Raw genomic sequence first — 19,254 nt, forward strand, 5'->3', positions numbered from 1 at the left:
GCCCCACGGCCGGTATGTCTCAGGGAATCGTCGGCCAGTTTCACGCGTTGAAGGCCGACAGCGACGCCGATCTGGTGGCGATGCAGTGCGGCGATTTCTACGAGTTTTTCGACGATGACGCCGAGTGTGTGGCTGCCGAACTGGATTTGACAACCTCCACGAAATCCTCCGGCGGCGAATCCTACCCGATGGCTGGCGTGCCGGTCTCGGAACTCCAACCGTACCTCACCGCGCTCGTCGAACGCGGCTACACCGTCGCTGTCGCCGACCAGTTCGAGGATGATTCGGGCGACTTCTACCGAGAAATCACCCGCCGCGTCACGCCCGGCACACTGCTGGAAACCGCCGACAGCGACGCCCAGTATCTCGCAGCGGTCGTCGCACCCGCTGTCGACGACAACGCCGCCGACAGCGGCCCCTACGGACTTGCTTTCGCCGACATCACAACCGGCCAGTTCCTTGTCACCGAGGTCGCAGATGGCGACAGCGCGGTCGCCGAATGCTATCGGTTCGACCCCGTCGAACTGCTGCCTGGCCCGGCCGTCCGCACCGACGACGCGTTTCTCGATGCGGTCACCGACCGCAGCGACGCCGAGGTGACGCTGCACACCACCGATGCCTTTGCGCCCGGACGAGCGACCCATGCCGTCACCGAACAGTTCGGCGACGAAACCGCCGACAGCATCGGGCTGGACTCCGAGTTGGCACGTCGGGCTGCGGGCGCAATTCTCGCGTACGTCGCCGAAACTGGCGTCGGCGTCCGGCAATCGATGACGCGGCTTCAGCCGTATACAGCCGACGACCATCTGACGCTCGATGCGACGACCCAGCGCAACCTCGAACTCGTTGAGACGATGCAGGGCGACAGCGACGGCTCGTTGTTGGCGACACTCGATCACACCGAAACGAGTCCGGGGCGTCGACTGCTGCGGGAGTGGCTGACCCGGCCGCGCCGCGACCACACAACGTTGGATCGCCGCCTCGACAGCGTCGCCGCCGTCGCCTCGGCCGCGCTTTCCCGCCAACGACTCCAAGAAACGCTTGCGGGCGCGAGCGATCTCGAACGCCTCGCCAGCCGCGTCGCCAGCGGGAGCGCGGGCGCAACCGAGTTGCTATCGATCCGTGACACACTGGCACTGCTGCCCGATATCGCCAGTGAACTCACGGATGGTGAACTCGCAGACTCGCCACTATCCGGCGTTCTCGCCGACATCGACCGGGACGCCGCAGCCGACCTTCGGGCAACGCTGGGCGATGCCATCGTTGCGGATCCACCACAGACGGTGACACAGGGCGAACTTTTCAAACGCGGCTACGACGACGACCTCGATGATCTCATCGACCAACACGAGGCCGCCAAGGAGTGGCTCGATGGGCTGGCTGACCGTCTCAAACAGCGACATGGACTCACCCACGTCTCGGTCGGCCGCAACAAAACCGACGGCTACTACGTCCAGGTTGGCCAGTCGGAAGCCGACGCCGTCCCCGATTCCTTCTCGCACGTCAAGACGCTGAAAAACTCACAACGGTTCGTCACCGACGAGTTAGCCGAGCGTGAGCGCGAAATCCTTCGCTTGGAAGAACAACGCGGCGACCTCGAATATGAGCTCTTTGAGGCACTCCGCGAAACCGTTGCCGAGCAGGCAGCGTTGCTGCAAGACGTGGGCCGAGCCATCGCCGAACTTGATGTCTACTGCTCGCTGGCAACTCATGCCGCCGCCAACGGCTGGTGTCGTCCGACACTGGCCGAGCCGGGCACCCTCGACATCACGGCTGGTCGCCATCCCGTTGTCGAACAGACCACCGAGTTCGTGCCTAACGACCTCCGGCTTGACGACGACCGCGGCTTTCTGCTTGTGACGGGGCCGAACATGAGCGGGAAATCGACCTACATGCGACAGGCTGCGCTGATTACCTTACTCGCACAGGTCGGCAGCTTTGTTCCCGCCGACGCGGCGACCGTCGGCGTCGTCGACGGGATCTACACCCGCGTTGGCGCACTCGATGAACTCGCGCAGGGTCGATCGACGTTCATGGTTGAGATGCAGGAGCTCTCCAACATCCTCCATTCGGCGACCGACGAATCGCTGGTGATCCTCGACGAAGTCGGTCGTGGTACCGCGACCTACGATGGGATTTCGATCGCATGGGCCGCAACAGAGTATATTCACAACCGAATCGGCTGTCACTGTTTGTTTGCGACCCACTACCATGAGCTGACCGCGCTGGCCTCCCATCTCGACCGCGTTGGCAACGTCCACGTCGCCGTCGCCAACGAGGGCGAAAGCGACGAGGAGATCACCTTCCTCCGGACGGTCGAAGCGGGCGCGACAGACCGCTCCTATGGGATTCACGTCGCCGACCTTGCGGGCGTCCCTGATCCTGTTGTTGGCCGCGCGCGCGATGTCCTCGACAAACTTCGGTCGGAGAAGGCTGTCGAAGCGAAAGGCAGCGGCTCCGATGAGCCGACACAGGCGGTTTTTGATCTGAGTGCGGGTGAGTTTCGGGCGGCCAACAACGGTGCGGACGCTGCCGCGGCAACCGAGACGAGTGAGGCGCCCGATCCGGCGGTCACATCGGTACTCTCGGAGCTAGAGGCGACCGATATCGACGAAACACCGCCGGTCGAGCTGATGGCGAAGGTACAGCAGTGGCAAGAACAGCTCGCCGACGCTGATGACGCCCAGCACTGAGCGGCACTGAAACTCATATTTAAACACGGTGGTCGTTCATTCACCGGTGATTTTTGCTTGAATGAAAGTAAGTGGTTGAGATACAATTGTAAAAGGTCTAACGGCGTTTGAGAGCATTATAAACTATCAGTTGAGTACGTTTTACGACGTTTTAGACGATGAATTCTTCCGAACGCTCGGGCTATTATATATGGGTACGGCCTGTTGACACGGGTAGACGGTGAGCACTCAATGACAGGTTCCCCATCAACCGTTGGTCGGTCGCCGCCGGCCGAAGCCGAGTCGCCCCCGCAGGCCTCCCATAGTCTGTCGCTCACCCAGCCGATCCGCTGGCTTGGCTTCTGGGCGGCGATCGTCCTGCCGGCAGTCTACCTGCCAGTCCTCTCCCTCGGTATCGGCACGCACACTGGGGCAGTCTTCCTTGGACTGCTCGGTTGTCAACTGCTCGCATTGCTTGCTGGCCACCAGTACAAGAGACCATAATCCATGACTGTGACGACCCAACCCGTTCAGACCGAGGAATCGCCCGACGTAGATAGCCCCCAATCGAAGGAGGCACGGCTTGCCAACTATCTGCGTGAGCGTGCCGACGCCGGCGATATGTACTTCAAAAGCAAGTTTATCGCTGAGGAAGTCGGCCTCTCCGCCAAAGAGATCGGTGCCCTGATCGTCAAGCTCCAAGACTCGATCGACGATCTCTCGATCGAACGGTGGTCGTACACCGGCGCGACGACGTGGCGCGTCGAGCGAACCGCCTGAGTGCTCACCGTCGATCCACCCACTCCTTTCGGTGCTGTTCTCTCACCACCAGCAACAACTACCATCAACTTCCGGCGCCGTGGAACGCATTCGTCGCGCTGACATGACACGGAAGCAACAATGGATTCATACCGCTCACCCACAAAACTCAGCTAATGCAATCGTTCGCTTCCCATCGATCCGCCAGCAGCCGAGGGGTCGGCTGCCAGCCGGACGAGGTGAATCACCGCCGACACCTCCTACCTACCGATGACTGACCAACCGTTGATCGCCGAAGTCAGCCAGAAGGCACTCATCCGGTCGCCTGCCGACGAGCTACTGGTGATGCAGGTCGACGCCGATACCTGGGAACTCCCCGGCGGTCGGATGGGGGCTACCGAGGCCCCGATCGTCGGACTCAAACGGGAGGTAACCGAGGAGACCGGCCTCTCGGTGACCGTCGGCGAGCCGATCCACACCGCCGCCTGGCGCAACGACGTTGGCCGCGGCCGGTTCAGCGTCGTCTACTACTGTGAGGCTGAAACGACCGATGTTGAGCTCAGCGACGAGCACTGTGATTACGAGTGGGTCTCGCCGTCGACCGCCCGCGATGCGTTTCTGACGGTGAGTATCCACCAGACGGCGATCGATCGGCTGTTGGCTGCCGAAGAGTCGCCGATCGGACAGACGGCTGCCACCGATGACTGAGGACGCTGCCCCCACTGACGACGCTATCCGCCATCTCGACGAACAGACGGTTCAGCGGATCGCCGCCGGCGAGGTCGTCGAACGACCTGCCTCCGTCGTCAAGGAACTCATCGAAAACAGCCTTGATGCGGGCGCAACCCGGATCGCCGTCGCCATCGAAGGTGGCGGTACTGAGCACATCCGCGTCCGCGATAACGGCCACGGAATCCCCGAATCCGAGCTCTCGCTTGCGGTCGCCGAACACGCAACGAGCAAGATCAACGATATCGACGATCTCGACGCCGGCGTCGGCACTCTCGGCTTTCGTGGTGAGGCTCTCGCCACGATCGGTGCTGTCTCCCGGCTAACGGTTCGCTCGCGGCCGGCCGACGCCGCCTCGGGAGCCGAACTCACCGTCGACGGCGGCGACGTTGGCGAGATCGATCCTGCCGGCTGCCCGGTCGGGACGACCGTCGAAGTCGACGACCTGTTTTACAACACGCCTGCCCGCCGGAAGTTCCTCAACCGCGACCGCACCGAGTTCGATCACGTCAACACGGTCGTCAGCCAGTACGCCCTCGCAAACCCCGATGTCGCCGTCGCCTTCGAACATGACGGTCGGGAGGTGTTTGCGACCGAGGGCACCGGCTCGCTGCGCTCGGCTGTGCTCGCGGTGTACGGCCGCGATGTCGCCGAAGCGATGATCGAAGTCGACTATGAGCCAGACAGCGATGGGCCAATTGCACGCATCTCGGGGCTTGTCAGCGACCCGGAGACGACCCGAAGCACTCGATCGTATCTGGCGACGTTCGTCAACGATCGATACGTGACGGCGTCGCTGCTGCGGGGCGCGGTTGTCGACGCCTACGGCGGCCAACTGGCTCCTGACCGATATCCCTTCGCTGTGCTCTTTGTCGATGTCCCGCCAGGATCGGTCGATGTCAACGTCCACCCGCGCAAAACAGAGGTACGGTTCGACGACGAGGATGCCGTTGAATCCGCTGTCCGCGAGGCTGTGACCGAGGCCCTGCTTGACGATGGCCTGATCCGCTCGTCGGCCCCCCGCGGGCGATCGGCACCCGAGGAGACAGCTATCGAGCCGGAATCCCCCGACACAACCGCTGTCGGCGGTGGCGACCGTGATAAAGCTGGTGACGCTGTTGGGGTCGGCGATGTCGACGCCGATCGTTCGTCTGACCGCGATGATACTGCTTCTCCTGTTGAACCTTCCACCGTCAACGACGCCGCTGACGTTACGGCCGATCCCCAGACCTCGGAGTCAGAGGCGACGCCTACAGAGCCCGCTGACGGCGTCGATCCTGCCGAGCCGGTCGATCCGAGCGCGGAGGACAGTTGGGTCGTTGACGACATCGCAACCGAGTCGACACCGACCGAATCCGTCGAGCAGGCGACCGATCCGGTGACAGCAGCCGACTCGTCGACACCGGACGAGCAGTCGACAGCAGATGGTCTGTCGACGCCGGACGACTCCGCAACAGACACCCCCGCAACAGATACTCCCGCAACGCCGGACACCACCGCAGCGACGACACCAGCGGAATCGTCGGCCGAATCCCCCCCAGTCGAGCACGGCGAGACTGACAGCACTGCCACTAACGAAGACACTACTGCACACCCACCCCCTGACGCGCGGGCGTTCGAGCCAACGCAGCCAACGACTCAGCGAACGCTCACCGGCGAGACGACAACCGCCGAGCGGGGGTATGACACGTTGCCGACCCTTCGAGTGCTCGGCCAGTTGTATGACACCTATCTGTTGGCGGCGACCGACGATGGGCTGGTGTTGATCGACCAGCATGCCGCCGACGAGCGCGTCAACTACGAACGCCTGCAGGCCGCTCTCGGCGAGTCGCCGGCGACCCAGACACTCGCCGAGCCAGTTTCTCTAGAACTCACCGCCCGCGAGGCAGCCCTCTTCGAGTCGGTTGCCGACTCCCTCGCTGCGATCGGCTTCCGCGCCGAGCGCGTCAGCGACCGCGAGGTTGCTGTCACCGGTGTGCCGGCGATCTTCGAGACGACACTGGAACCCGAGTTCCTTCGTGACGCGCTGCTCGGTGTCGTCGAATCAGCTGATGGCGACGCAACTGTTGAAGCTGCCATCGACGAGTTGCTCGCCGATCTCGCCTGTCATCCTTCGGTGACCGGCAACACCTCGCTCACTGAGGGCTCAGTTGTTGACCTGCTGTCGGCCCTCGACGACTGTGAGAATCCCTATGCCTGCCCGCATGGCCGGCCGGTGCTCATCGAGATCACCCGTGAGGAGATCACCGACCGCTTCGAGCGCGACTACCCCGGCCACGGTCGGCGAGCGGAGTGACAACGGCTGGAATTAAGAGCCGTACCGCCCAACTACGCGGTATGCACGGCGGTCGATACTATGGCTGAGTTGGTGACGTTCGGCGAGACGATGCTCCGGCTTTCGCCGCCCCGCGGCACGCGGCTCGAAACGGAGGGTGAGCTGGACGCACAGGTCGGTGGCGCCGAAAGCAACGTTGCCGCCGCCGCAAGCTGTCTCGGCGTCGACGCGGCGTGGTGCTCGAAGCTCCCGGCAAACCCGCTCGGTCGGCGGGTCACTCGCGCGCTTCGCGGTCATGACGTGACGCCTGCGGTTGCGTGGGATGACAGCGATACCGCCCGGCTCGGCACCTACTATCTCGAATACGGGGCCGACCCACGAGAGACGACTGTCGTCTACGACCGTGCCAATGCGTCGATCACGACGGTCGGTACCGACGAACTTGATACCGAGTCCGTCGCCGACGCTGACGTGTTCCACACCACCGGGATCACGCCCGCGCTCAGCGACGCCACCGCCGAGACGACACGCGACCTCTTAGACATCGCTGCGGAGGCCAACACGTTGTGTTCGTTCGATCTCAACTATCGCTCGAAGCTCTGGTCACAGGAGGCGGCCGCGATCGCCTATGATAGCCTGCTGCCCCGCGTCGACCTCCTGTTTGCGCCGCTCAGAGATGCCAAAAGCATCCTCGGCTACGACGGCGACGCCGCAGCGGTCGCTCGTGAGCTGGCCGCCGACTATGAGCTTGATGCGGTTGTCGTCACTCGCGGCGCGGATGGCTCGCTCGCACTCGTCGACGAAACGGTCATCGAAGAGGGGATCTACTCGAATGAGACGGTTGATGCCATCGGCACCGGCGACGCGTTTGTCGGCGGCTTCCTCGGTGAACTGCTCACCAACGGCGACGGCGCGTTGACGCCGGAGCATGTCGAAACCGCCCAGGCGTATGCGGCGGCGGCTGCGGCGGTCAAGCGGACGATCACGGGTGATGTGTTGGTATCGACACGCGCGGAGATCGAGTCGGTGCTTGCTGATGAGTCGGCTGGGATCGCTCGATAAGAACAAAAACCGATCGCAACTGCTGCACCGCACGCCTGCCCGGAATGAACTGCGGTGCCTGCCCGGAAGTCGCGTGCCGCCTGCCCGGAGACGGCCACCGCCTGCCCGGAACACGGTCAGACGGTAGCTGAACCAACACGTGCGAGCATAATAAAAATCAGGATCAGGTTCTCAAAAACTATAATTTGAGTGTACCCATAGCACTGTTATCCTCGCTACCTTAGGTTGGATCCAATCATGATATATCCATTGTATTATTTTAATTGATATTCTAAACACCACTTATTTATATCCCACGTCGAAATGCACAGTTGTCGCCTCGTGTCAACGACGGCGACTGTCGAACACGCCTGCCCGGAACAGGTCGGGAAGTGATACGTGCTTCCCACATCTACGCCTTTCTCGTTGGTGAATTTCACCCTCTTATCATCGTCTAGCCGCGCGCTTGTGATGCCGCGCCGGCCAGCCGCCATACGGTTTTGTAGCCGCGGGCCGACCGCCGACCATGCACGTCCTCGTTATCGGTGCCTACGGCAGCGCGGGGTCAGCCGTCGCTGACACCTTGACCGAGCATGTCGGCAGCGAGATCGATCGACTGACGCTCGTCGATGACGGCGACCCCGGCGGCGGGCTCTGTATTCGCAACGGCTGTATGCCCTCAAAGGAGGTGTTGTCGACGGCGGCCCACCGGTTTCAGGCTCGCGTCGACGACCGACTTGCGGGCGACCCGCCGACGATCGATCTTGACCGTGTCGTCGCCCGGAAGGACGAGCACGTCGACCGCTTCGCAGCCCATCGCCGGGAGGCGATCCATGAGCTGACTGACCGCGCGGGCGTCGAGTTCATCCACGACACCGCCCGGTTCGTCGACGACCGCGTTATCGATATCGACGGCGACCGCTACGAGCCCGATTACGTCGTCATCGCCACGGGCTCCTCGCCGTCCATCCCCGATCTGCCTGGTATGGACGCCGTTGAGCCGATGACGAGCAAGGACGTGCTCGCGGCGACCGATCTCCCTGACTCGGGGGTCGTCATGGGCTTTGGCTATATCGGCCTCGAACTCGTGCCGTATCTCGCTGAGGCGGGTGTCGACCTCACCGTTATCGAACACGATGCCCGGCCGATCGACGAGGCCGATCCGATTTTCGGCGACGAACTCATGACGCTCTATCGAGAGGCGTTCGGCGTCGACATCCTCACCAACACAACCGAACAGCGGATCGAATCAACCGACGATGGCGGCGTCCGTCTCTACGTCGACGACGAGGACGACCAAACCGACGACCGGGCTATCGAAGCCGACGCACTGTTCACGTTTACCGGTCGCCGCCCCTCGATTGATCGCCTCGGCCTCGACACCACAGCGATCGACCCTGGTGCGGGCTGGGTCGACGACACGATGGCTGCTGTCGACGACGAGCAGGTGTTTGTCGTTGGCGACGCAAACGGCAAGGAACCGATCCTCCATGTCGCCAAAGAACAAGGGTTCGCTGCCGCCGAGAATATCCTCGCTCACCACGCCGGCGAGCCGATGGAGCCCTACGAAACTGTCCACCATCACGTCATCTTCTCAGGGGCCAGCGTCTATCCCTTCGCTCGGGTAGGCCACACACCCGAGACGGCCGACGCCGCCGGCCACGAGGTCGTCACCGCGACCCGGTGGGCCAAAGACGACGGCGTGTTCACCGTCAAGGATCTTCCCTACGGCCTCGCTCGCCTGACTGTCGATGCCGACACTGGCACCGTGCTTGGCTATCAGGGGCTCCATGCCCACTCCGACACGATGGCGAAAACGCTGCAGGTGCTCGTCGAGAACGAACTCGATGTCCGCGAGGTGCCGGATCGGGCCTATCACCCGACGCTGCCGGAACTGCTCGATGGGTTACTCCGGGAGACGGCATCGAAACTGGCGTAGGTTCGGCCGCTTGGTCGACACACCGCCTTTCTCGCCACCGTACGCTTTTTATTCTCAGCGCGAGCATCCAATAGCCAATGAGCACACCTTGGGCGGAGTGGGATCATATCCTCAAGATCGACCCCGACAAGCCCCTCGTCGAGGGCGAGACGTTCGCGGATGTCTGTCAGACCGGCACCGACGCCATCGAGATCGGCGGCACCCTCGGGATGACCGAAGACAAGATGCAGCGCGTCGTCGATGCCTGCGCTGAGTACGATGTGCCGCTCTACCAGGAGCCATCAAACCCGAGTGTCGTCATCGACTCGCCGGCTCTCGATGGCTACCTCATCCCGACGGTGTTCAACTCGACGGATCCCTTCTGGATGGTTGGGGCTCACAAAGAGTGGGTGCGCATCGAGGATGGCCTCGATTGGGATCGCACGACGACCGAGGCCTACATCGTCATGAACCCTGAAGCCTCCGTCGCCGAGTACACCGAGGCCGACTGCGACCAGTCCGCCGAGGATGTCGGCGCCTTCGCCCGCGTCGCCGAGAAGATGTTCGGCCAGGAGATCGTCTACGTCGAATACTCCGGGACCTTCGGCGATCCCGAGATCGTCCAGGCTGCCGCCGACGGCCTCGACGACGCGACGTTGTTCTACGGCGGCGGGATCGGCGACTACGACAGTGCCTACGAGATGGGCCAGCACGCCGACGTGATCGTCGTCGGCGACCTCCTCCACGAGGACGGCTGTGATGCGGTTCGAGAAACCGTCGAGGGTGTCACCGACGCTCACGCCGCGTCGACACCGAACTAATCCCCGGTTGCGTCGGCGGCTCGATCGTTTCGTAGCGGTGGTCGACGCCCGTATGTGACGGCACGCCAGAGCCATTCGGCGGGGCCAAACCGGAAGTACCGCAGCCACAGCACCGAGAGGGCGATCTGTCCAGCCCAGATGCCAACGACGATCCCAGCCTGTTCGACGCGGGTCACACTCCCGAACAGTCCGAGGCCGTGGCCGTAGAAGATCGAGGTGGCGACCAGTGTCTGCAACAGGTAGTTACTGAAGGCGGTTCGGCCGACGGCCGACAGCGCGGTCGTCACGATCCCGCCACCAAACCGCCGACACAACAGCATGATGCCGGCGATATACGCGCCGGCCAGCAGGAGGCTCCCCCAGTAGTTGAACTGTGAGCCAAAAAACAGCGATTCGCGGGCGGCCCAGTCGACTGCCTCGGTATACCAGACGCCGGCGAGAATCAGCGCAAGTCCGCCCAACAGGCCGCCAGCGAGGAGTCGCCGGTAGAATGACGTTGATCGTTCATTCGTGAGGACACCCCACTTGAACAGTGCCATCCCGCACAGCATCAGCCCGCTTGTCCGCCAGAAGACGACGCTGATGAAGCCGCCGGTCTGTTGGGCGAACGCTGTCGGCACGCGGTGGTCGAGCTGGGCGAGCCAGCCGCTCCGATAGGTTTCGACCTCCGCAAGCAACGTGGCTTCGGCGGGTGCCCACTGGGCGGCGACCGCCTGTGTCGACCCCGGTGAGAGCCCTGAGATAATATACAGCAGCGAGGGAACCGCCACCAACACCAAGCCGGTTCGCGCAAGCTGTTTTGGTTCCCAATCGCGGACGAAGACGACGACCAAACCACACAGCGCGTAGGGGACGAGGATATCGCCGTACCACAGCAGGTACGCATGCGCGAGGCCGGCGACCAGCAGAAATCCGGTTCGCCGATAGTGGAGGCCCAACACCTCGTCTTCATCCTTACCCTGGGTAAAGAGGATGATCCCAGCGCCGAACATGACGGTAAACAGGGTGATGAACTTCCGCTCGGCGACGATGTGACTCACCAGCCAGACGAGGTAGTTTGCTCCGGCAAACTCGCCGTAAGGCATTGTCGACGCGTACACTGTCGGGTTGTTCAGCGTCGTAAACGGCATCGCAAAGACCTGGATGTTGATGATGAGTATCCCAAGTAAGGCAAACCCACGGAGCACGTCGAGGCCGAGAATCCGTTCCTCGGGCGGCGTGGGAGACGGGTCGGAGGTCACTGTTTCCGTGTCGGGTGAGATGCCACATAAACACACCGCCGCTCGGTCGTCGTCACTCAGTCGGCCGTTGCTTCGAGTTCTTCGTCGGGTTCCTCTTGTGCATCGTCTTCAGATCGCTGTGCGGGATCCTGCACCCAGAGGTCGCCGAAAAGATCGTCCTGCTGCAACCGGAGTTCGCCGCGGTGCGATAGGAACAACAGTGCGAGATAGGTCATGAACGGCCGGCCGCCGGCGGACTTGATTTCGGCGTACAGCACCTCGCTGCGGCCATTGTCGAACTCGGGGGTAAGCGCGGCCTGCACCTGTTCGATGACGTGGTCGATATCTTCGGTGTGGGTGTTGGCGGTCACGTCGCCCTCGGTCGGCTCGTCGTCCTCGCGGAAATCGTCGGCCGCGCGGTAATCGACCGTCTGAGTGCCGTAGCCCCCGCCGCCGGTGTCGCTGGTGTCGTACTCCCGGCGTCGCTTCCACCAGTTGTCGCGTTCGGCCTCCCGGAGTTCGCGGACAAGTTCATCCAGTGTTTCGGGGTTGCCACGGGTGCTTTTCCGGTCGAGGCGGCGATCCATCTCGGCTTCGAGCTCGTCGACCGGGTCGAAGCCGGGCGCACCGCCCGTCTCGTCGGCGGCTCCCGCGCCGCCCTCGAAGGCCTGTTCCCACGGTTCAGGCTCGTCGTCTGGTTCGTCATCGGTGGGATCGAGCAGTTCGTCGCCTTTCATCCGCAGGAGGACGCTGGCGTAGAACAGTGCTCGCGCGCTCGTCCGCAGATCAGTTGCTTCGAGTTTCGAGAGGAAGGCGTCGGTGACCTCGACGATGTCAATATCCCACGGCTCGATCTCGCCCTCTTCGGCCAACTGCACCAGCAATTCGACGGGTTCAAGTTCGTCATTCTCGGCGGTCGGCTCGGGTGGTCGCTCGTGGTCGTCGCTGTACTCACCGCTGATCCCGTCGAGCCCGACGGCGTCGGGCAGATCAGTCATTGGCTGGCACCTCCGGTTCAGTCATCGGCTGGCACCTCTGCATCCGCGTCGTCGCTGTCGAACTGGATGCCGGTCACCGCGCTGTAGTTGTCGTCCTGCATCGTCACGCCGATAGCGCGCTCGGAGCGTTCCAAGAGCGCGGAGCGATGGGAGACGACGACGAACTGGGCGTCGCCGGCCAGATCGTCGACCATCTCGCCGACGCGCTCGGCGTTGACCGCATCGAGGAAGGCGTCGATCTCATCGAGGGCGTAGAACGGCGCGGGGTTGTGTCGCTGGATGGCGAAGATGAACGCCAGCGCTGTCAGCGATTTCTCGCCGCCGGACATCGCTGCGAGTCGCTGGATCGGTTTGTCCGCGGGCTGGGCCTTCATCGTTAGCCCACCCTCGAAGGGATCCTCGGGGTCTTCTAAGACGAGTTCGCCCGTGCCGTCGGAGAGCCGCGAGAAGATGTCCTGGAAGTGGCCGTTGATCGACTCGAAGGCGTCCATGAACGTCGCCTTCTTTTGGGATTCGTACTGGTCGATCCGGTCGCGGATGCCGTCGCGTTCTTCCTCAAGGGTGTCGCGGCCGTCGACGAGTTCGTCGAGGTCGGCTTCGACTTCCTCGTATTCGTCGATAGCGAGCATGTTGACCGGCTCCAACTTTTCCATCTCGGTTTCGAGGCGGTCGATGTTGGATTCGACCTCGTCGTGATCGGGGATCTCCTCGGGGTCGTAGTCGCCGACGGCCTGTTCCAGTTCGTCGATCTCCCATTCGAGGCGGTCGCGCTCCTCGCGGGCCGACTGGAGTTTTGACTCGATTTCGCCGACGGCCTCCTTGGCCTCGTCGCGCCCGGCTTGGGCGTCTTTGACTGTCGCCTTCAGGTCTTCGCGCTCGTCTTTGAGATCGACCAACTCGGCTTCGAGCTCTTCGATGGCTTCGCGTTTCTCGTCTAGGTTGGCCTCCTTGTCCTCGATCTGGCTTTCCAACTCGCTGATCTCGTCTTGGGCGTCGGCCTTCCGGTCTTGGGCCGCTTCGACGGTGTCGTGGAGGTCGTCGATGGCCTCCTCGGCGTACTGCTGTTCGAGTTGCTGTTCGTTGAGTCGGCCCTCAAGGTCGTCCATCCGGTCTTCGTGGTCACGGATCTCCTCGCGGATCGCGTCGGCCTCGTCGGTCAACTCGGGGATCTTCGATTCTGCCAACTCGGCTTCGAGCTCCTCGATGTCGGCGTCGACTTCCTCGCGTTCGCTCTCGATCTCATCGAGTTCGGCATCGACCTCGGCCATCTCTTCTTCGACAGCCTCGCGTTCGCTCTCGATCTCGTCGAGGCGGGCTTCGAGGTCGTCAATCTCGCTTTCGGCGTCGTCGATCTCCTCGTGGGTACGTTCGATGTCGGCCTCGATGGATTGGACTTTCTCGACGGCGTCGGATTTGCGGTCGCGGGCGGCGTCGATCTGCTCCTCTAAGTCGCGGATTTCGTCTTCGTGCTGGCGGCGTTTGTCTTCGAGTTGGTCGATTTCCTCAGCGAGGCGCTCGAGTTTGCCGCCGCCCGATGCGGAAAAGGCGTAGCGGGAGCCGCCGCCGGAGCCGCCGGTCATCGCACCGCTTTTCTCGACGAGGTCGCCGTCCAACGTGACCATCCGGAACTGGCCCATGAACTCGCGGGCTGTTTCCATATCCTCGACGACGAGTGTCGAGCCGAGCACGTACGAGAAAATGCCCTCGTATTTGCTGTCGTACTCGACGAGGTTGCGCGCGAAGTCGACGACACCCGGATGGGAGGGGAGGGTCGGTAGCCCGCGGTTGTCCATCTCCGTGATGGGGAGGAAGGTCGCCCGGCCGGCGTTGCGGGATTTGAGGTAGTCGATACACTCCGAGCCGACGCCGTCGTCGTCGACGACGACGTTGGCGAGCCGGCCGCCCGCGGCGGTTTCACAGGCGGTCGCATACTCGCTGTCGACGCTACCGAGATCGCCGACCGCGCCGTGGACGCCGCGTTTGCCGGCGTTGAGGATTGTCGTCACCGACCGCGGCCACGAGCTGTCGTCGTCGCTGCGGGCCTCGATGTCGGCGTATTCGGACTGCTTCTCGCGGAGCTGCGCTTCGACCTCCTCCAACTCGGCTTTCGTCTCCTCGCGGTCATCCCGGAGCGCCCCGATTGAGGCTTCGATCTTTGATTTGTTCTTTTCGGCTTTGTCGAGTTCGCTCTGGAGGTTCGACAGTTCGGCTTTGAGATCCGGAATCGCCTCTTGGGCCTCAGTGAGATCGGCTTGGGCCTCCTCGACTTCCGTCGAGCGTCGCCGAGCGTCGTCGAGCAGGCGATCTTTTTTCCGCTGGATGTCGTTGGCCTGCGTCTTTAGCTCCTCGCGTCGCTCCTTTTTGTCGGCCAACTCGGCTTTGAGTTCGTCGAACTCGGTGTCGGCGTTGTCGATCTCGTCTTGGATCTCGGCGAGGTCGGCCTGCTTGCTCTGGATTGTGCTTTTGACCGACGCCTGCTCGACTTTGAGATCCTTGATCGTCGACTCAATCTCATCGAGTTCTTCCTGTTTGCGGTCGATCTGGACGAAGGCCTGCCGGCGTTCGTCCTCGGCATCCTCGATCCGGCCTTCGGCGGCCTCAATCCGGCCTTCGAGGCGGTCGATCTCCCCTTTGATCGACTCCATCTCGCGTTTGAGCCGCAACTGCTCGTCTTCGCCTTTGCGTTCGATTTCGCGGTTGAGTTCCTCCAGTTCGTCTTCCAGCCGGGTGAGGCGGCCCTGCGCGCTGTCGAGGGTCTCCTGTCGCTCAGCGAGGGTTGCCTCGTGGCTGTCGATCTGGGCTTCGATCTCGTCGAGTTCGGTGCGTTTGTCCTCCAGTTCGGCGGCTTTCAGGTAGCCCTCGTACTCCTGTTTTTCGTCGCGCAGCGATTGGTATTCGAGGGCCGTATCGCGTTCGTCAGCCAACTGGTCGAGTCGCTCTTCTTTTTCTTCTATTTTGAGCGTCGCCTCGTTGATCCGCTCCTCGACGGCGTCGAGTTCCTCGAAGGCTGATTCCTTCTTGGCGTCGAACTCGGCGACGCCGGCGATCTCGTCGATGATGCCGCGCCGCTGGCCGGCGGACATGTTGATGATCTCGGTCACGTCGCCCTGCATGACGACGTTGTACCCTTCGGGGGCGATGCCGGCCTGCGAAAGCAGGTCTTGGATGTCGCCGAGGTTGACGGAGCGCTCGTTGAGATAGTAGTACGAATAGTAGTTGTCGTCGGTCTGTTTGACCCGGCGTTTGATCGTGATTTCCTCGACATCGCCGACGCGGTCGGTGCCGGCGGCGGTAACGACCTGCTCTCGGGTGAGCGTCCCCGCGCTGTTGTCGAGGATGACCTCGACGCTGGCCTCGCGTGGGCCATCGTCGGTCGAGGCTTCGCCGTCGTGGCCAGGGTTGTAGATCAGATCAGTTAGCTTCTCGGCGCGGATGCCACGGGTTTTCGCGAGTCCGAGGGCAAAGAGTACGCCGTCGATGATATTCGATTTCCCCGAACCGTTTGGCCCGGTAATCACCGTAAAATCTTCGTACAGCGGAATACGCGTCGGCCGCCCGAAACTCTTGAAACCGTCTAAGACGAGGGCTTTGATGTGCATGGATGAACTCGGGCGACAGCCTAGGTCGTCGCCGGTCGGTTAGGCGACGATGATGTCGTCGGTCGACTCGTTGGACTCCTCCTCAGTTGTGTCTTCCGTTTCAACAGCCTCGTCGATCGGATCGGCCTCCGACTCGGTTGCCGCCAGCGAGTCGGTGGCGACGTCGACATCGTCTTGCTCCTGTTCGACGACAACGACGTGATCGTCGCTTTTCGTCGGCGTTTCGGTCTCCGGGGTCGGTGTCTCGGCGTCAGTGGCTGCGGCCTCGGCTTCGAGTTCACGAACCCGGTCTTTCGTCTCAACGAGTTCCTCGGTGAGACCGTTGACTGCGGCGCGGAGCTCTGCGAGCTGTCCTTCGAGTTCATCGACCCGATTACTCATACCATGACAACCGTTCTGTCTCTGTATAAAACTGTGTCAGACACATGTCTGATTCCCGACCGATGATCGACGCGAGGTGTGCCGATCGAGCCGTCGCTGCACTGGTTATTTATATGAAAACTTGCAATAGTGTTACTGATGGCGTACCATGAGCCGCTGGGGGACGGCACGTATCGTCCGAGCCGCCGCACACTGTTGAAATCGGTTGTCGGCGTCGGACTCGCCACGGGGGTTGCTGCGTCGTGGGCGAGTGCACAACCAGGCGACCGACAACGGTGGGCGGTCGACACCGACAACGCCGTTGCATCCTCGCCAACCGTCGTCGACGAGACGGTCTTTGTTGGCAGCGGGGATGGCAACATCTACGCGCTGGACGCTGCAACCGGCGACACGCAGTGGACGGCCGAAACGGGGGGTTACGTCTACGCATCGCCGACAGTCGCCGACGGGACGGTCTTTATCGGTAGCGATGACGGCAGCCTGTACGCGCTGGACGCTGCAACCGGCGACCAGCAGTGGACATTCGACACCGGCGACAGCGTCGGCTCCTCGCCGACCGTCGTCGATGGCACGGTCTTCGTCGGCAGCAACGACGCCTCGATCTACGCGGTCGACGCCGCGACCGGCGACCAGCAGTGGGCTGTCGACACCGGCGATCACGTGACGTCGTCGCCGACAGTTGTCGACGAGACGGTCTTTGTCGGCAGCGATGACGGCACGCTCTATGCCCTAGCTGCCGCGACTGGCGACAGCCAATGGACGGTTGAGACCGACCGGAAGATCGAGTCGTCGCCGACGGTCGCCGATGGGACGGTCTTCGTCGGTGGCTGGGAGCAGTTGCATGCCATTGATGCTGCAACCGGCGACGAACAGTGGCGTGTCGATGCGACCGTTGTCTCCTCGCCAACCGTCGCCGACGGCACGGTCTTCGTTACCGGTGCTGGCGGGTTGCTCTACGCCCTCTCGGCGGCAACCGGCGACCGCGAGTGGGCCTTTGAGACGAAGAGTTCGCTGCACTCCTCGCCGACGGTCGCCGACGAGACGGTCTTTTTCGAATCCTTACGCAAGGTCTACGCTGTCGATGCGGCCACCGGTGCCCAGCAGTGGAGCCTCCCGATCGGTGGTCGTTCCTCGCCGACGGTTGTCGACGGCACCCTGTTTGTTGGCAGCGACGACACACACATCTACGCGCTGCGGGCCGGCGTCGAGGGCTCCAGCACCGGCTCGCGGGTTCGGCTGGGCACCCTTGGCCACCACGGGGATCGACGCGTCGTGTGATGCTTTCGCGGCGTTAGCAGTCGATCCCGTGGCTCCGTTAGGCTTTAGCGGGCGGGCAGCAAATCCTGGCCAATGACAGCGCAGGCCGTCCAAACCGACGAACACGCGGTCGTCATCGGGCTGGAGGTGCACGTCCAGCTTGAGACGGCCACCAAGATCTTCTGTGGCTGCTCGACTGCGGCCGATGATGACGAGGAACCGAACAGCCGAACCTGCCCGGTCTGTCTCGGCTTGCCGGGCGCACTGCCGGTGCTCAACGAGGGCGCGGTCGAAGCCGCCGTCAAGATCGGGAAGGCACTCTCCGCCGACATCCCCGAGCGCACCACGTTCCACCGGAAGAACTACTACTACCCCGACCTCCCCAAAAATTTCCAGCTCACGCAGTACGACGCGCCGATCTGCCAGGAGGGCGAACTCGAAATCAGCGTCGAGGGCGACCGCCGGGAGATCGGGATCACCCGTGCACACCTCGAAGAGGATCCCGGCAGCCTCCAGCACAAGGGCGGCAGCATCGACACCGCCGAGGCGACGCTGATCAACTACAACCGCGCGGGGACGCCACTGGTCGAAATCGTCACCGAGCCGGATTTCCGCTCGCCGGCCGAAACGCGGGCCTTCCTCGCGAAACTCGAAGAAGTCCTCGAATATCTCGGCGTCTTCGATGCGACCCGCGACGGCAGCCTCCGCGTTGACGCCAACATTTCGCTTGTTGATGCCGACGAAGTCGACGAGGAGGGCGCGATCGACGACAGCGTCCTCGAAGACGCAAATCGCACCGAGGTCAAGAATATCTCCAGTCACAAAGCCGCCGAGAAGGCCCTCGCCTACGAGGTCAGCCGGCAGAAGAACGCCGTCAAGCGTGGCCGCGCCCTCAAAACCGAGACCCGCCACTGGGACGAATCCCGCGGGATCACCGTCTCGATGCGCTCAAAGGAATCAGAAGCCGACTATCGGTACTTCCGGGAAGCCGACCTTCCGCCGCTGGAAGTCGCCGACTGGAAGGACAAAATCGACATCCCGGAACTCCCCGACGCTCGACGGGAGCGATTCGTTGCCGACTACGGCCTCGACAGCGAGGCCGCCTCAAAACTTACCTCGACGAAGGAAGTCGCGGACTTCTTCGAGGCTGTCGCCGAGCAGTTCGATCCCAACGTGGCTGCGACGTGGGTCGCCGACAACCTGCTGGGCGAACTCAACTACCGCGATATGCTGATCACCGACATCGAGGGCCGCCTCGACGAATTTTCGCGGCTCATCGAACTCGTCGAAAACGACGAACTCACGGTCAAAAACGCCGAGGAGGTCGTCCTTCGGTCGATGCTCGACGACGGCGACGACCCCGAGACGATCATCGACCGCGAAGGCCTCGGCAAGGCCGACGACGACGCCATCGCCGACTTCGTGGTCGAAGCCATCGACGAGAACCCCGACGCTGTCGACGACTACCACAGCGGCGAGGACGGCGCGCTGAACTTCCTCGTCGGCCAGGTCATGCAGAAATCCGGCGGCTCGGCTGATCCCGGCAGCGTCAATCAACTGCTGCGCGAGGAACTCGACGCCTGA

14 protein-coding genes are annotated in these 19,254 nt (G+C 62.8%); 10 read left to right on the forward strand and 4 right to left on the reverse strand.

What is annotated here, in order from left to right; all coding sequences use genetic code 11:
* Positions 1-14 precede the first annotated feature (14 nt).
* The 8 genes from mutS (at position 15) to DM826_RS03465 (ending at position 10,215) form a co-directional block, all read left to right on the forward strand.
* A complete protein-coding gene (mutS, locus tag DM826_RS03435) occupies positions 15-2,693 on the forward strand; it encodes a DNA mismatch repair protein MutS (RefSeq protein WP_120101493.1) in 2,679 nt (892 codons plus the stop codon).
* Positions 2,694-2,924: 231 nt separating this feature from the next.
* The gene (locus tag DM826_RS12780) at positions 2,925-3,176 is read left to right on the forward strand and encodes a hypothetical protein (protein WP_133304627.1); all 252 of its coding nucleotides are present in this window, start codon (positions 2,925-2,927) and stop codon (positions 3,174-3,176) included.
* Positions 3,177-3,179: 3 nt separating this feature from the next.
* A complete protein-coding gene (locus tag DM826_RS03440; protein WP_120101495.1) occupies positions 3,180-3,452 on the forward strand; it encodes a DUF7123 family protein in 273 nt (90 codons plus the stop codon).
* A 249-nt stretch (positions 3,453-3,701) separates the two neighbouring features.
* Positions 3,702-4,139, forward strand: a complete 438-nt coding sequence (locus tag DM826_RS03445) for an NUDIX hydrolase (protein ID WP_120101497.1) — start codon at positions 3,702-3,704, stop codon at positions 4,137-4,139.
* Positions 4,132-6,456 (forward strand): DNA mismatch repair endonuclease MutL, encoded by a 2,325-nt coding sequence (mutL, locus tag DM826_RS03450; RefSeq protein WP_120101499.1) that lies wholly within the window; start codon positions 4,132-4,134, stop codon positions 6,454-6,456. Before DM826_RS03445 ends, mutL begins: the two co-directional genes overlap by 8 nt.
* A 60-nt stretch (positions 6,457-6,516) precedes the next feature.
* Entirely contained in the window at positions 6,517-7,497 is a 981-nt protein-coding gene (gene kdgK1, locus DM826_RS03455) for a bifunctional 2-dehydro-3-deoxygluconokinase/2-dehydro-3-deoxygalactonokinase (protein ID WP_120101501.1), read from the forward strand.
* Positions 7,498-8,002: 505 nt separating this feature from the next.
* Positions 8,003-9,415: a dihydrolipoyl dehydrogenase family protein gene (locus tag DM826_RS03460; protein WP_120101503.1), complete on the forward strand. Its 1,413-nt coding sequence runs from the start codon at positions 8,003-8,005 to the stop codon at positions 9,413-9,415.
* Positions 9,416-9,492: 77 nt separating this feature from the next.
* Positions 9,493-10,215 carry a phosphoglycerol geranylgeranyltransferase gene (locus DM826_RS03465; protein ID WP_120101505.1) on the forward strand — a complete coding sequence of 241 codons (723 nt, stop codon included), beginning with the start codon at positions 9,493-9,495 and terminating at the stop codon, positions 10,213-10,215.
* On the opposite strand, the gene DM826_RS03470 is transcribed toward DM826_RS03465, so the two are convergent.
* Genes DM826_RS03470 through DM826_RS03485 form a run of 4 tightly spaced genes read right to left on the reverse strand, consistent with a single transcriptional unit; the run spans position 10,212 to position 16,413 of the window.
* The gene (locus DM826_RS03470; protein WP_120101508.1) at positions 10,212-11,456 is read right to left on the reverse strand and encodes a DUF418 domain-containing protein; all 1,245 of its coding nucleotides are present in this window, start codon (positions 11,454-11,456) and stop codon (positions 10,212-10,214) included. The two genes, DM826_RS03465 and DM826_RS03470, sit on opposite strands and share 4 nt — an antisense overlap.
* A 56-nt stretch (positions 11,457-11,512) precedes the next feature.
* Positions 11,513-12,433 carry a segregation/condensation protein A gene (locus DM826_RS03475; protein ID WP_120101510.1) on the reverse strand — a complete coding sequence of 307 codons (921 nt, stop codon included), beginning with the start codon at positions 12,431-12,433 and terminating at the stop codon, positions 11,513-11,515.
* 17 nt (positions 12,434-12,450) lie between these two features.
* Complete coding sequence (smc, locus tag DM826_RS03480) at positions 12,451-16,032, reverse strand: chromosome segregation protein SMC (protein WP_120101513.1); 3,582 nt, start codon at positions 16,030-16,032, stop codon at positions 12,451-12,453.
* A 39-nt stretch (positions 16,033-16,071) separates the two neighbouring features.
* Entirely contained in the window at positions 16,072-16,413 is a 342-nt protein-coding gene (locus tag DM826_RS03485) for a DUF7518 family protein (RefSeq protein WP_120101516.1), read from the reverse strand.
* 138 nt (positions 16,414-16,551) lie between these two features.
* Here DM826_RS03485 and DM826_RS03490 point away from each other — a divergent pair, with 138 nt between their 5' ends.
* The gene (locus tag DM826_RS03490; protein WP_120101518.1) at positions 16,552-17,691 is read left to right on the forward strand and encodes an outer membrane protein assembly factor BamB family protein; all 1,140 of its coding nucleotides are present in this window, start codon (positions 16,552-16,554) and stop codon (positions 17,689-17,691) included.
* 72 nt (positions 17,692-17,763) lie between these two features.
* Positions 17,764-19,254, forward strand: coding sequence for an Asp-tRNA(Asn)/Glu-tRNA(Gln) amidotransferase subunit GatB (gene gatB / locus DM826_RS03495; protein ID WP_120101520.1), 1,491 nt, complete (start codon positions 17,764-17,766; stop codon positions 19,252-19,254).

It is taken from the genome of Halonotius aquaticus, from assembly GCF_003605575.1.
Classification (GTDB): domain Archaea; phylum Halobacteriota; class Halobacteria; order Halobacteriales; family Haloferacaceae; genus Halonotius; species Halonotius aquaticus.